We start from the raw sequence: 14,591 nt of genomic DNA, 5'->3' as shown, positions 1-14,591 counted from the left end.
AAGCGTTTTCTATACAAATTCTTTGCGTTTCAACAAATTAAAATAACCTCATTCCCAATGAACTCTACTTAGGAATGAGGCTTCGTTAAAATTTAAAGGCATTATCAATCGTTATTTTAGGACTCCCCAAAAAGAATCTCCGCATTAAATATCTAGCGATCCTGCTATTTCCCATCAGTTTCATGCACGCTAGCGAGAAGTTTTTAATCCCTTTAGGGGATTTAACGATCATGCTGATTATCAACTGTTGAGCAAAATGCACAAAACGAATTTCCCGATTACGAATGGGCTGCAAACGATCTAAACGCTTGTATTCATGATTTGGCTCTAATTTTGATGCAACAATAAGTTCAGCTGTGACCAGCGCTGTTTCAAAAGCCAAGGACAATCCGATAGCTCCGAGTGGAGAAGAACAATGTGCAGCATCACCGATTAGAATACAACCCTTATCATGCCAATTGTCCACCATAAAAGTCTCTGATTGGATAGAAACGAACGATTTGAAATCACTGATTTTTTCAATGTCTTCTTCAAGCTCAGGAAAGGCCTTTATGAATTCAAGCTTTAATGGTTCGATGCCTTTTCTTTTTATGGTATTCCATTGGTCTTTCTTCATTGTAAAACCTATTTGCACACAATCAGAGGAATAAGGAAGTCCTATGAAGTTACTATTTGTCCATCTACTAAGGCGTTTACCCCGACTGTTCGATTTGCACTTTTAATAGTTGAAGTGACCTTAGCGTTAAAAACGAGCACAAAATTAGTATAATCCTTTGCTAGATCATAAAGAAAAGTTAACAGGACGGATTGTTTTATTTTAATTGCGTAAGGTCCCTCTGGCATTTCCTTTTTATAATCAATTTGAGTGATATATTTTTTATTATTCCATATTTCGGCATTAAATAATTTTATATGCTCATACTTTTCAAGACGCTGTTCCAGGTTCAGCTCTTTCATGAGCCTTACAAATCGAGGCTGGAGAACTTCTCCTCTAAACTTGCGATTAAAGCTTGTTTGACTTTCCAGTACAGTAACTCTAATTCCGTTTTTGGCTAACAGCAGCCCTAGAAAGAGACCTGAAGGTCCACCACCAACAATGCAAATCTCCGTTTCTTTAATCATTCCTATCACTCTGTGGGTAAAGAAGCAGCCCGTTCATTTTTCACTACTGGAACCCTAGCCGATAATCTAAGAAAAAGAGAGATTAAAAAACCTAATAAAAGAATAGAACCTAATATAGTAAAGGATAACGAATAATTTTCTGTTTTTAATAATTTCAAAGCTAATATCGGGCCTGTGCTAGCACCTAGGAATAGAATAAATGCATTGAATGAAATAGCAGACCCTCTTGCATTTCCCCCTAATTGACTGACGATTGAGATGATAACGGGAGTTACCAGCGCGATACCAGCCACAAATACAACGCTCATTAGGACAAGAAATGGCAGGTTCGTGCTAAAACCTAGAGCAAGCAACCCAATTGCAGCTAAAGCTAAGCCTCCCCTTAGAACAGCGGCCATTCCCAGTTTTTGAGCAATTCTTCCGGAAAAGGGTGATAAAAGCATCCCCGCGATTCCAAATGCACGAATATAAAGGATATCCTGTGAGGAAAGTCCAAACTTAGCTGAGCTTAAATAACTTCCCAAAACAGTGTACATGCCAACTAAAGTTAATAGAAGCATAAAGGTTATCGCAAAAGCCAAAAGCAATTGTGATTGTTTTAGCAGAAATGTCATTTGTTTAAACTTCCGCAGAACATTTTCTTTCGGTCTTAGCATTTCATCTTTAGGAAGGAACCTCATTACAATCACTGAAGTAATACCATACACAATCCCCAAAATAAAGAAAATAGCACGCCAGCCAAGAGCTTCGTTAACAATCCCACTAAAAACCTGGCCTACTATGCCTGCCATTAACAGTCCTGAGCTTATAAATCCAACGGCTGTTAATCTTTTAAGAGGCGGGAACATTTCCCCTGCATACACTAGCGCAATAGGTGCAAATGCAGCAGCCACTAGGCCTTGCACTCCTCTGAGCATAATAAGCCCGTAAAAACTATCCACAAATCCTAGCGCAAGCGTAACTACGGTTAACCCAATAATGCTAGCTACTAAAAATACTTTACGTCCATACCTGTCTGAGAAAGGTCCATACAAAAGACAGCCCAGAGCATAACAAAGAGAAAATGAACTCCCAATCCAAGCCGCCTCACTCGGGCTAATCTGGAAGGCATGCGAAAACACTTCGGATAATGGAATTGTAATATACATGCTAGTTAGAATAACTAAACCACACCAAAATAAAATAATCGTCATTAATGAATAGTTCTTATTGTAATTCTGAACGTCTATCGTCTGATTCATAAAGTGAATATCCCCCGGTTTACTATTAATTTGCAACAGTGATGCCTTCCAAGACATGGATCAACAAATCCTTTATGTAATCCGCATCCGGAATTTTTTTATAGATGAGAATTTGAAAGTAAATGGGACCATAAAGCAGATCTAAAGTTATATCCAGGTTAATTGTTGACTTCAATTCTCCCTTATCTATGGCTGCTTGGAGTAATTGTTTGGCTTCATTTCTTTTAGTCATTAAAAACAATACGTAAAAATCTTTCGCGATTTCTTCGCTCTCTGTAACTATAGTTAAAGTGGATTTCCCGATTTTGCTATTGAGGATACGAGCTAAAGCTTCAAGCTGTTGTTTAAAGTTAACCTCAATGGATTTATTGCTATCAAATTCAAACTCTGATTCTACGGTCATTAGAAAAGCGTCCAATACAAGCCGTGCTTTATTTTCCCACCATCTATAGATGGTTGTTTTGCCAACTCTAGCTTGTGCTGCAATAGCCTCAATCGTTAATGATGAATAACTGTTAGATTCCAACATTTCTAGAGTTGCAGTAAGAATCTCCTTTTTACTTCGAGGTTCTTTGTTTTTCACGTTCAATTTCATTTCACCTCCTAGATGTTATTTATTAAAAGTATGTAATTATAGAACGATACGTATCGTTTCATTTGTTACATTATCTTATATCATTTTCATCAAATTTAAAATAGCTAATTTGAGAATTATTATTTTCTGGATTTAGGCATGCGTTAGATGACTAAACATAACTTGTGCATACAAAAACTAACGCTTCGGAATGGTCCGAAGCGTTAGTTTTTGTGGATATTTGCAATTTAGGATTTGATGACTAGTTTATCAACTATAAACATAATAAAAATAATAACAAAAATAATTACGATAATTATACCTACTGGTGATTCGAAAAAAATGAGCATGAAATAAAGTAATATCGTCTCCCAAAATGACCAGTCAAAATCAACCATAGGTTCCACCTTTCTGATAATCTTGGCGAAGTGATTAAACCTTCCTGTTCGTGGGACTTGTCCCGAGTGTTATGCTTGTAAGCGTTCCTATTCTATCTTATCAAGAGTCCCAGGCCACTCATTACATAAGGACGAACAATGTCCACAAGTAAATCGGTCTGATCAGCCTCCCCCTCAATTAACCAAGTAAATGCAGCGCCATAGATCGCTGAACCTGTCATTGCTGAAATGATCTTTGTATGTTGGCGGTCTGCGATATCATAATTAATCCCCTTCAAAAATATGTTTTCAATGATTTGCTGCAGCATATTTTTTACTTTCTCATCCACCAGCTTAGCAATAGATTTGGAATCCATTCTGCATTTCTGATAAAAATCAACGATGTACTGATGAGTCAACAAGATCAACTGGTTACATATTTCATCTGAAAACTCCCGTGCATTCATTACTTGTTCAGGAATCATCTGATGAAAAGAATGTTCTGTAAATTCATCGAGTAAAGCATATTTATCTTCATAATGGGCATAAAAAGTAGCCCGGTTTATCGTAGCTTTCTGTGAGATATCTTTTATTGTCATTGAATCAAATCCTTTAGTCTGTAAAAGATTTCTGAAAGCTTCTCTTATTAACAGGCGAGTCCGTATTACTCTCGGATCTTCTTGATGTACCATCTGAGTCTCCCCTTTCTAAAACATCAATTATCGGAATGTGTTGTCTATGCAACTCTTTTCTTACAATGACGGTTGTAAGCATAATCTTGTCATACTATTATCTTATCAAACAGATGTTGCTTAAACAATCAGTGACTAGTTATTCGGAAGGAATGATAATAGTGAACATAAAACAAAATAGACTTCCAATATTTGGCGCTGGCGTAATTGGCAGTTTATACGCTCTTAGATTTGCACAATCGGGGTTTGACGTCACTTTACTGGCTCGAGGAAAAAGGCTGGATGAACTTAAGCGGAAGGGTTTGAGATACAACGACAACGGTACGATAAAGCAACTATCCATTAAGACGGTCGAAAAGCTTGTAGATGATGACATCTATGATTTTATCTTTGTTCCTGTACGATATGATCAGGCAGAATCTGCCCTGTCTGCGATCAAAAATAATCAGAGCAAAACAATAATTACACTGACCAACACTATTGGTTATAATCCCTGGCTTGAAATCGTGGGTGATCGGTTACTTCCAGGATTCCCTGGTGCAGGTGGAGACATTAAAGAGGATATTTTATACGCTCAATTTGGTTCCAAAACTTATTTTGGTGAAATAAATGGACAAACGACCGAAAGAGTTAAGCAGCTTGCTTTGATATTCGAAACAGCTGAAATGCAGTATGAAATACAAAAAGATATTCAAGCATTTCATGTTTCACATGCTGCACTCGCTGCAGTCAACAAGCATTTTTATACGAGTGAAGGAATGGTAGATATTGAGACAGCAATAAGCGAAAGCATTCTTAGCAAAGTAGCTACAGATATCAAACAAAATCTTTACTTGGTAGAGCAAGCTGGAATCTCTGTAATCCCGACTGAAACGAAGTCAATGGGAGAACTGATGGAAGAAGAGATTATATCCCGGTATCGGCAGATGCTGAGTGATGAGTTTATCATTGATGTTAAGTTTGGAAACCAAGCTGTCAGCAGAAAAGCAGAAATAATATTATTGGATGAAATGTTTCATGAGAAGTTTTCGATTTGATCCAAGCAAATTTTTTCCATAAAAGTTATCAAATGAGTTCACACCCCATATTACTTAATACTAAAACAATGTAATATGGAGGTGTTAGATTGCCACTGAATCAAGATCAGCAGATCTTTCAACAAAGCACAACAACTCAAAGCTGGGGAAATATCCAGGGACAGACCTTAGTTGCAGGCCAGGGTAGCTTGAGAAGAGGAATGAACTATAAGTTAGGCGCTCAGGCTATGGCACAAATCAATAATTTATTAAATAAATGGGCTGAATTAAAAATATTGGGGAGTGCCGAAGTTTCGCTTCTTCTCCAAGTACAGATACAAACGCCCCTGGATCTATTCGACGAAGCCGGGCTAGCTGGTCGACTTCAAGCCGTTCTTAAAGCGGCGGTAGCGGCTGGATTAAGCATGAATATGACAGTTAAAGAGTTATTGAAAATCCTGAAGAATAAACCGTCAGGAAATGGTTTATCCGGTGAATTGATTGAGCTGTTGTTAGAAGAATCAGAGCTCGAAGGTTATTTGTACGCCCAATTTGCGGTTGGTTTTATGGCGTATGCCAATTTTGTTATGCTTGGTAATTTACATAAGACAGCTACTCTAGGGGAATCTGGATTCCAATTTGTCTATGAGGCGGGAATGGGATTTATTGCGGGGGGTGGCTATAGAGGTGGCATCAATTTTAAATTCCCCGATCCTGCAAAACTGGTCAATCGTTATGGGGACCGCTTAATTGAGGGCATTGTTAATAAAGCTATTGACACACAGCAGGAACAAGCATTAATGCTCGGTACTATGCTAAGGATAGGAGTGAAATCAGCCTATGAGGTCAGTAGACAATTAAATGAAGGTACCGGGAGCAATAACGAAAAACTAGCGCAAACCGTTCTTACATTTATTGGCGGACAGTTCCAATCGTTGTTCTTCTTGACTATGAATGTGTTCTTTAAGGAAGAGATCCTTCGTTTAATTGGCCTTGCTTCTTTACCAGCTGAACAAACCACAGAAGTCATTCAAACCCTGAAAGGCTTTAATTCTTTTCAGTTAGTACCGGATAACCATGCAATTTTTGTTCGTTTAGACTCATTATCAGCATTAATTCAAAACGAGCAGCTTAAGAAGGAGTTTGACCGAAGTATTTCTGCTTTGTGGGTATCAGCTTTGTTGCTCCCCTTTGCAGTGCAAGCGGCAGATAAAGCAACCATGCCTACTTTTACGGCACAATTGTCTTACCAACCTCCTCCCGCTGTCAAAAGTGCAATTAATACAGATTTGAACCATCCGTCTGACACAAATTTGAACCATGAGGATCTTCTTTCATTTCTACTTGATAAACCTTTGACGCTTACCATACAACATGTAGATAGCGTTCGGGAGATAGCAGCAATTCTCAAACCTGCCGTTTCAGGAACTGCCCAAGATGCAATGAAGTTCTTATTCAGTCCCTCATTTCCTTCGACTACAGGGGAAAACTCTTTTAGATCAACACTTGGAGCCATAAATCAAGCTTTCGATCATTACGTGGATACGGAAATAAGTGCCAGAAAAACTGCAATCTCGAACACTTTGGCTGGCGAGGAAGAGATTAAGATTCTATTTGAGCAAGCCCTGATTCCCTGCATACAACTGACTTCTGATGTTCTAATTCCAGAGATCGTTAATGGATTTCAAAATTTTGACATAAAAACTATGCAAGAAGCATTATCCAGCGTATTACTCACAATGCTTGGAAGAAGCGTTATTCATGTCATGGACGGAATTCAGACTTCAGTTAATAAACAAATCGAGGGTCTTCTTCGCGAAGCTGCTGGTCAGGCTGCAAATGTTCTTGGACCACTTGGAGCTCAAGATATTTTAAAGAAACCGTTGGAGGCAGCTGTTAAAATTATTGCGGAAATGGTAGCGCCTTTGACACCTGAAGCACAAGAACAACTTTTTGAGAATGCTCTAAACATATTTACTCCAATAAAAGGTAACGCCGTGGACTTCGCCAACCATTTGCAAAGCGATCCGATGTGGATGCCTCAAATGGCTGAAATAGAAGCAATAGCCAAAATTTTGATAAATCATTTAACTGATCATATGATTCAATTCGCTCTAAAACTGATTCCAGCGTTGTTTCAAGCCTTGATCGATGAACTACTCGCCATAATCGAACACTGGCTAAATGAAATAGCCAAGATATTAAATACTATTACCGATTTCATAATTAAGCTGATGCAAGAAAAACTAATGAAAGAACTGATTGATCCGGTAATGGAAATTGCTGAAAAAGCCGCTGACGTATTAACGTTTAACATTTTTTCTCTAATCGGTGCCGGTAAAGTAAAAGATGAATTTTTCAAAGGGTTAAGAGGAGCAGTCGAAGCTATAATTCAAGAAGCAATCATCCCTCCTGTTGTTATGACAGTGAAAGAAATCAAGTTCAATCCTCGTAAGCTCGTGGATCTTTGCCGTGACGCTTCCAACTTTACTTTTACTAAATTTTCTGAGATTTTTAACGATTATATTTTTGGGGAGATCCAGAATCAACTTGAAAAAGGTTTAAATATGAAAAATTTCAAATTGGATATTAAAGTGCCGGTTTCTTTTTCGATTGACTTACCATGGCCTTTAGGGTCACAATCCTTATCTCATACGTTTAGACTTACAGATGTCCTCATTCCGTCATCAATCGTTTTAGACATTGTAATGAATTTAATACGTAACAATCTAAAATTAGGAGGAACATCGGAGTATCTTTTCCAAATGGTTGTAACAACTATCGATAATTTCAAAAAAGTAGATCAATATAAATTGGATATGGCAGAAGCTTTGAAAAAGTATAGTAATTAAAGGAATATCTTTTAATTTTTCAACTTCGAAATGCTGCCTATTTGAAACCTTCTTCGCATTGTTGTATCTTTCAAACTAGCACCATCTATCGGACATAGATGACGCTAAATGCAGTATTATTGCACTTTTGGTAGGCTAACGGTCTTCATAGCCACTATTTGCATGAAATATACCACATATGAACCTCTTTATAAGCAATAGCGTCACTGGAGTCTGAAATGTTGTTCACAAGGCTGAAAATCAGAAAATAGTGTCATCTGAGTCCGAAACCCTCAGAGGCTCAGATAACGATGACACTGTTGAAGCTGGCGGCTACCAATAAACTAAAAGCAGCAAAAAACTAAGAGCAGCGAATCTCTCTTCATTAAGAGAATCGCTGCTCTTCAGTTTTTTACGATGCGACAGTCTGTTTTACTCAAGTGGAGAACGTAGTTTTCACTGTAGCCCCATTGGACTATTCATCCATATGAAATTTGACAGGTAACCTTAGCAATCGCCTGCCTCTGCCTATTGGATCAGCTCAAGAAGTTCTGCAACATTCGCCTTGTACTGTGGCTTGAAATCATCTGATTTCATATAACCCGCAAGACTGAATAAGAACTGTCTGCCTTCCGGCGTATCGCTAACCTTATCAGCATCCAATGCGCATATCAGCAGGTTGCCTGCTCCTACACTGCATTCCACTAGGAAACTCAGCTTATGATTGCGTTCAAAATTATCGATAGTCTGCACAACGGGATTCCAATCGCGGTCAGCTGCATCCATGATGAGCGATTTCGAATTCTCAACAATACTCCACCAGGGATAGGTAGAATATTCCTCGCTCGGGAACTCACGAAGCACCGGGTGCTTGTTATCAATCAACAGCCCCATAGTACCAATGGGTACTGGCCGGTTCATGCTCTCTGAGATCGAGCGGAACATTGGATAACACCAGAAATCTGTGCAGTAATAACCTTCAACGGCATTTTGGAGAGATTCCGGTTTCGGCATAAGCAGCACATTCTCACCTTGCTCCAGCAATGCAAGCGCATCATCAGACAGCTTGTCGAAGACATGGACACCTTCCAGCATGTTGCCACTCTTCACTGGATAAATCCACAGGTCGTAACTCTTACGGATATCTGTTCCCTGTATGGAGAGGGACAATACGATAGTACTCATACGGTCAACTTCAGGTAGTTTTATTGCCAGATCGCAGATATCGATATAATTCGTTCCTGCAGGTACGTCCACCTCGGTTGAACCTGCGGCGAGTATACCATTATCCGCGGTAAGCTCCCAATGCAGTTCAAATGCACTCGGCATACCACTGCGGAAACAGCTCAGTTCAACATGGGCATCGAACGATTCACCAGAGACATAGTTATACTTAGGGAATCTTGCCAACAGAACGGCATCATTACAAAAAGTTCGCCAGTCCTCCGGACTTATCATTCCTTTGGAATCCATAAAGGCGTCGAGGACACCCACCAGCGCCGTTCCCTGGCCACTGAAATCCTGCAAATCAAGCAGTTGGAAGCCCGCAAGCCGCCGGGAGCGGAATGCCGCCTCAAGTTCCTCTTTGTAGCAAGCTACTGCCAGTTGCCCCGAGGATTCAAAATATTTGGCGGCCAAATGACCCAGCCCTTTACTTTCCAGTCGTTCACGGAAAATTTTGAAATTCTCAGCTTTGAGCGGACCGTTGTATTTATCGATTTCCTCATAATTAGGATAGGTAGCATACTGTCCGATCTCATGCGAGATTACCGGAATGTGCGGTATCCATTCTGCGGAAGCGTCTCCAGCCTTCACCGTCTTGGCTTCCGTACCATACTGGATCTGGATCTCGCCGCCAGCGGCAGCTTCCATCCCCTCTCCGTTGAAGAAATCCTGAGGGACGATCTGATCGTCATAGTCTTTCATCGTGCCTGGCAGATCGATCTGGACATGACCTAATGGAGCATCACACATCGCATAGGAGCCTCTGAACAGCCGATCTCTGGAGAAGCGCACGCCGCTGAAGAAATCGTCATGTTCCAGAATTTCTGGCACCCATTGGTGGTTATTGGACCCCTGTGTATAGAGAATCCGGTTATCAAATGCTTTATAGTCCTTTAGGAAGGAATCAATCTTGGCTTTGCTGCCCCATAGCTCGTTGCCAAGCGACATCATCACGAAGGAGGGGTGATTGCCAAAAGCCTGAAGAATGGCATAGCCTTCGCTGATCAGATAGGCCTGCTCCGCCTGATTATGGCCCTCGTCGGTTTCTTCTGTGATTGTTCCCCAGAATGGAAGCTCTGGTTGCATGTAGATACCGAGCATATCCGCTGCGGTGAAAGCAGCTTCCGGCGGACAGCAGGTATGAAAGCGATAATGATTGATGCCGTAAGACTTGGAGATGCCAAGGATTCTTACCCATTCCTCGACGTCAGTCGGGGCATAACCGGTAAGCGGGAAGATCAGGCCGTCATGTTTGCCGCGGAGGAAGGTTTTTTCTCCGTTGATTGTAAACTTATCGCCCTCTGCCCGGAATTCCTTCAATCCAAAAACGAGCTCCTGTCGGTCCATTATATATCCATCGCTGTCTTTCAAAACAAGGTTTATGTTATAAAGATTGGGAGCGCCTTCACTCCAGAGCAGCGCGTCTTGACCAAGCTCATAGTTGACGGAAAAACGACCCGGTGAGACTGGGTACTCCCGCTCGTCCACAGCATGTGTATTGTCGCTGTTGAAGCTCTGCGCAGACACTGTAAATATAGATTCGTTCCTGCTGTCCAAGGTTGCCGTGATTCGGACTGAGCGGGCTGAGAGATCCGGATCGAGCCGGATGCCGCTGAGCCGTGACTCACCGTAGAACTGAAGCTCCATACGTCCGGTAATCCCATTCCAGTTAGTCTGGGTATCCTGCGACGTTAAATGTCCACCTTTGGTTGGGTAACCCGTATTGTCCACACGGATGGTGAGCGTATGATTCCCAGGTTGAAGCTGCGGCAACTCGTATATATGTGGGGTGTTCAGACTGTTACGGCTGCCTATTTCCTGATTGTCCAGCCATAGAGTCGTCAGCCTCGTGCGTTCCAAATATAGAATGCAGACTTTGCCGGCTAGTTCTTCCGGAATGACGACCTCTTTTGAATACCAGACTTGTCCTTCAAACAAATACTCATCCGTTAATGCGCTTACTAAAACATCCTCGTTCTTCGGACCTTTGCGTGCGTAGGACGTTGTTCCCGGCAGTGTGATAACATCTGTAAAAGGCAATGCCAGTCCTTGTTTTCCCTCACCCAATTGCAACTTCCATTCGCCTTCCAGGCTGATCTTTGTCTGCAAAATATCACTCCTAATAATGATAATCTCTGAACTCCTGAGGTGTAGTGCCGGTTGTTTTCTTAAAAAGGAAGGCAAAATAAGCCGCGGTTTGAAAGCCCACCTGCTCGGCAACCTCGTAAACCTTAATATTGGGGTCACGAAGTAGTTCCTTGGCTTTGTTCATACGCGCTTCCTGCACGAAATCGGAAATCGTCCGGCCCATTTCTTTCTTGAAGAGAACACTTAAATAGCTGTGATTCAAGTGAAACTGCTCAGCAAGCTGCTTTACAGTCATGTTCTCATGCAGATGCTCCTCCAATTGGCGGGCGACCCGCTGGATAAGGTTATGCTGCTGAGCGACCTGCTCTCTTTGATTAAGCTTAGCATATTGCGCCAAATATTCCAGTACGACCTTCCTGACTTCATCTACGCCTGTACAGTCGATCAACCGCTGCCACATGAGGATGTTCAACTCTGTATCCTTCTCATGTATACGCTTCAGTTTTCTGGCTAGTTCGCTAAGCAAACCCATTCCGAAAGCCTGCACATAGGAAAAGGATACAGGCTCTCGCGCAAGTAACACTTCGAAAGCATGATTGAAATAAGCGGAAGCTTTATCGCTCTCTCCTCTGTCCAGTAGCTTAACGATTTCCGGAATGTATTCTTCACGCAACCGGAAATCATGATATTCATTCATCAAGTTCTGGTCGAAATATAGGATTTGTCCGTAGCCGGCTAGCCTGGCACCGGTCATCATATGCCTTACTTCCTTATACAGCAACGGTATTTCCGTCCAGAACAAACACTCTCTGCTGATTCCGACCGAGACGGAAGCTTTATACTGCTCTCTTAGGATATCTTGGATAAACGCAAGCTGCTTCTCAAGTCTTGCCCGCACCAATGGCGTTGCGTTCAGCACAATGACGGCCAGTTCATCCGCTCCTGTCTTCCCTATATAGGTACCGGTGAAGCCAGATAGACCAGTCTTAACGCAGTTCAATAACCCTTCGCTAAGCAGGATCCGATCCTTGGCATCATGCGGATTATCTAGAAACCTGCGGTCATATCCGAACAGGAATAATGTTGCCTGCCATTCCCCATTAGGCAGATCCAGCAGACGCCGCCAGGATTCGAGCAGCTCATCACTGTGGATCCAGCCTTCGACCATATCTTTGACGAAACGTTCCTGCAGCACCTCATAGCTCTCTGTTACTTTCTCCCTAAGTACAGTGGTTTCCTGTTCAATCTGTTTTTTCTTCTCAACTACTTCTCTGAACGCAGCCAGTTTCATTTCGAGTTCTTCCGTCTTGATGGGCTTCAGAACGTAAGCTTTAGCTCCCAGATGTATAGCCTCCTGCACAAATTCAAACTCGTCATATCCACTGATCATCACAGTCTGTAAAGACTGGAGTAACGGATAATCCGCTCTGCATCTTGCGAGCAGTTCGATCCCTGTCATACCGGGCATCGAGACGTCAGCGATCAGCACATCCACAAGAGTTTCTCCTAGGATTGTTAGTGCTTCTTCACCAGATAATGCAGTTAACGGTTCCTCATACCCCAGAGCTTTCCAGCCAATATGACGAAGAAGCCCTTGAATCTGCATAGGCTCGTCGTCGACAATTAATGCCCGCATTAAGCTCCATCCCCCTTTTTTATCTCAGGACTTTCCTTGCAAACAGGGATATCAATGGTTACACAAGTCCATTCGTCTTCTACACTGTCAATCTCAAAGCCGCCCTCTGTGCCAAAATACAATGCAAGACGTTCACGGATATTGTTCATCCCGAATCCGTTTTGCGTACCCGTGTAGCTGCCGGTACGGATCTGTTCCAGCTTCTCACTGCCAATCCCTTTTCCATTATCAAAAATCTGAAACTGCACCGTATTCTCCACTCGTTTGATCGTAATTTGTATAAAAGCATGAGTTCTAGTTGTGATGCCCCCGTGCAGATAACAGTTCTCGACCGTAGGCTGTAGGATCAGCTTAATGCTGTACAAGTCAAGAACGTCAGGCTCTACCAGCCACTCTACGGATACCTGACCGGGATAACGCAGCTGCTGAATTTCGATATACGCCTTAAGATGCTCAATTTCGTCACGGATCAGCGTCACATTAACCCGGTTATTGAGTGCCAGCCGATAGAATGTCGTCAGCGCATCTATGGTTCGGATTTGCAATTCGTCCTGCTGATCTAATGCCCGCCAACGGATCAGACTTAGCGAATTATAAATGAAATGAGGGTTAATCTGTGCCTGCAACGCCCTGAATGATTGCTCCCGCTCTTTGAGCATGGCCTCTGTATGTTCTTCGACCAGTTTTCTCAAACGGCCAGACATGGAATTGAACAATACCTCAAGCTCACCCAGCTCATCGTTGTCACGGTTTCTCACTGTAACTTCGAAATAGCCCTGTGAGATATCTGTCATTCGGGTGCCCAGCTTGCGGATCCGCCAAATCACATTTTTAAGTACAATCATGATTAGAAAGATGGACAACAGCAGGAAAAATGCAATACCTGCTCCGATATAGTACATAATCCGCGTAGACTGCTCCTCCAGTCTGTCAAGATGCACAAGCGCGGCAACCGTCCAGCCAGACTTAATCTCCTGAGTGATCAGCATCATCCCGCTTTTTGTAGCCGATGTTTCCAACGAGTTATTCCAGTACTGACCTAAGGAGGATGAGGATAACCGGCTGCCAATTTCAGAGGGCTCCGAGGATGCAATAATTCGTTCGTTGTCGTCAACAATATACAATTCTCCGGCCCCTTCAAAAGGATGCTCGAACGATTCCATGAAGACACCGTTATAGTTCAGTAACAGGTACACAATCCCGTAAACATCTCCATATGCGTTCAGAATTTTATGGGATACTACTAGCTTAGTCCTGTCGTCCGCTGCATTAGTCCATACCAGATTGTCTGTTGTGCGAAGCATTTTCGTATACCATTCCCGCTCTCGAATTCCCGAAAGGCTCCGTTTTTCCGGCTTCCACAGAAGCCCTCCATCTTGCACTAGTGTATCGTTGGTATGATAGATCCGGAAATTCTCAATACCTGGCAAGTATTTACTGGTGAGCAGGAAGGAACGGTCCACATAATTGACCGTACCCAATTGTTCATCGATATCCGCATAGTCCCTGGCTAATCTAGAGATCAGCTCACCATCCGTAGCCGTCCGGGTAGCCAGCAGATCATAGCTTTGCTTCCTGAATTCAATACTCTGCGCACTTTGCCGAACGGCTTCCCTGATCGTCAGCATATAATTGGCCCGCACCGTATGTAGCATCATGTACCCTGCACCTGCAGCCAGCAGTACGGTGGGGAGAAATACAATTAGTCCGTAGAATAATACAATCTTACTCCTCAGGTTCATAGAACGGGTCATACGGATGATCCATTTCTCTATTTGTTGTTTAATCAT

10 protein-coding genes are annotated in these 14,591 nt (G+C 42.2%); 2 read left to right on the top strand and 8 right to left on the bottom strand.

Going from position 1 to position 14,591, the window contains the following annotated elements:
* Positions 1 to 85 precede the first annotated feature (85 nt).
* The 5 genes from NYE72_RS15505 to NYE72_RS15485 form a co-directional block, all read right to left on the bottom strand.
* Complete coding sequence (locus NYE72_RS15505) at positions 86 to 616, bottom strand: FAD-dependent monooxygenase (RefSeq protein ID WP_339209940.1); 531 nt, start codon at positions 614 to 616, stop codon at positions 86 to 88.
* Between the two features lie 41 nt (positions 617 to 657).
* Positions 658 to 1,122 carry an FAD-dependent monooxygenase gene (locus NYE72_RS15500; protein ID WP_038571172.1) on the bottom strand — a complete coding sequence of 155 codons (465 nt, stop codon included), beginning with the start codon at positions 1,120 to 1,122 and terminating at the stop codon, positions 658 to 660.
* 5 nt (positions 1,123 to 1,127) lie between these two features.
* Positions 1,128 to 2,315: an MFS transporter gene (locus NYE72_RS15495; RefSeq protein ID WP_244886338.1), complete on the bottom strand. Its 1,188-nt coding sequence runs from the start codon at positions 2,313 to 2,315 to the stop codon at positions 1,128 to 1,130.
* Between the two features lie 73 nt (positions 2,316 to 2,388).
* On the bottom strand, positions 2,389 to 2,958 hold the full coding sequence (locus NYE72_RS15490) for a TetR/AcrR family transcriptional regulator (RefSeq protein ID WP_038571169.1): 570 nt from the start codon (positions 2,956 to 2,958) through the stop codon (positions 2,389 to 2,391).
* A gap of 469 nt (positions 2,959 to 3,427) precedes the next feature.
* Positions 3,428 to 4,006: a TetR/AcrR family transcriptional regulator gene (locus NYE72_RS15485; RefSeq protein ID WP_038571167.1), complete on the bottom strand. Its 579-nt coding sequence runs from the start codon at positions 4,004 to 4,006 to the stop codon at positions 3,428 to 3,430.
* 152 nt (positions 4,007 to 4,158) lie between these two features.
* Between NYE72_RS15485 and NYE72_RS15480 the strand changes: the two genes are divergently transcribed.
* Entirely contained in the window at positions 4,159 to 5,043 is an 885-nt protein-coding gene (locus tag NYE72_RS15480) for a 2-dehydropantoate 2-reductase N-terminal domain-containing protein (RefSeq protein ID WP_339212089.1), read from the top strand.
* An 89-nt stretch (positions 5,044 to 5,132) separates the two neighbouring features.
* The gene (locus tag NYE72_RS15475) at positions 5,133 to 7,874 is read left to right on the top strand and encodes a hypothetical protein (RefSeq protein ID WP_038571160.1); all 2,742 of its coding nucleotides are present in this window, start codon (positions 5,133 to 5,135) and stop codon (positions 7,872 to 7,874) included.
* A gap of 507 nt (positions 7,875 to 8,381) precedes the next feature.
* Here NYE72_RS15475 and NYE72_RS15470 read toward each other — a convergent pair.
* The 3 genes from NYE72_RS15470 to NYE72_RS15460 are packed head-to-tail and all read right to left on the bottom strand — an operon-like array spanning position 8,382 to position 14,591.
* Positions 8,382 to 11,186: a glycoside hydrolase family 2 TIM barrel-domain containing protein gene (locus NYE72_RS15470; protein WP_339209937.1), complete on the bottom strand. Its 2,805-nt coding sequence runs from the start codon at positions 11,184 to 11,186 to the stop codon at positions 8,382 to 8,384.
* 10 nt (positions 11,187 to 11,196) lie between these two features.
* On the bottom strand, positions 11,197 to 12,801 hold the full coding sequence (locus NYE72_RS15465) for a helix-turn-helix domain-containing protein (RefSeq protein ID WP_076099202.1): 1,605 nt from the start codon (positions 12,799 to 12,801) through the stop codon (positions 11,197 to 11,199).
* Positions 12,801 to 14,591, bottom strand: coding sequence for a sensor histidine kinase (locus tag NYE72_RS15460; RefSeq protein ID WP_076099203.1), 1,791 nt, complete (start codon positions 14,589 to 14,591; stop codon positions 12,801 to 12,803). The genes NYE72_RS15465 and NYE72_RS15460 overlap by 1 nt, the downstream gene beginning before the upstream one ends.

Origin of the sequence: Paenibacillus sp. FSL L8-0333, from assembly GCF_037965665.1 — a bacterium.
Taxonomy (GTDB): Bacteria; Bacillota; Bacilli; order Paenibacillales; family Paenibacillaceae; genus Paenibacillus_AQ; species Paenibacillus_AQ odorifer.
This window is presented reverse-complemented; position numbering and strand designations above follow the sequence as displayed.

What these genes read in the sequence shown, in the direction of transcription:
- NYE72_RS15505 (WP_339209940.1), bottom strand. Translation starts at nt 616, where the DNA reads ATGAAGAAAGACCAATGGAATACCATAAAAAGAAAAGGCATCGAACCA.
- NYE72_RS15500 (WP_038571172.1), bottom strand. Translation starts at nt 1,122, where the DNA reads ATGATTAAAGAAACGGAGATTTGCATTGTTGGTGGTGGACCTTCAGGT.
- NYE72_RS15495 (WP_244886338.1), bottom strand. Translation starts at nt 2,315, where the DNA reads ATGACGATTATTTTATTTTGGTGTGGTTTAGTTATTCTAACTAGCATG.
- NYE72_RS15490 (WP_038571169.1), bottom strand. Translation starts at nt 2,958, where the DNA reads ATGAAATTGAACGTGAAAAACAAAGAACCTCGAAGTAAAAAGGAGATT.
- NYE72_RS15485 (WP_038571167.1), bottom strand. Translation starts at nt 4,006, where the DNA reads ATGGTACATCAAGAAGATCCGAGAGTAATACGGACTCGCCTGTTAATA.
- NYE72_RS15480 (WP_339212089.1), top strand. Translation starts at nt 4,159, where the DNA reads ATGATAATAGTGAACATAAAACAAAATAGACTTCCAATATTTGGCGCT.
- NYE72_RS15465 (WP_076099202.1), bottom strand. Translation starts at nt 12,801, where the DNA reads ATGCGGGCATTAATTGTCGACGACGAGCCTATGCAGATTCAAGGGCTT.
- NYE72_RS15460 (WP_076099203.1), bottom strand. Translation starts at nt 14,591, where the DNA reads ATGATTAAACAACAAATAGAGAAATGGATCATCCGTATGACCCGTTCT.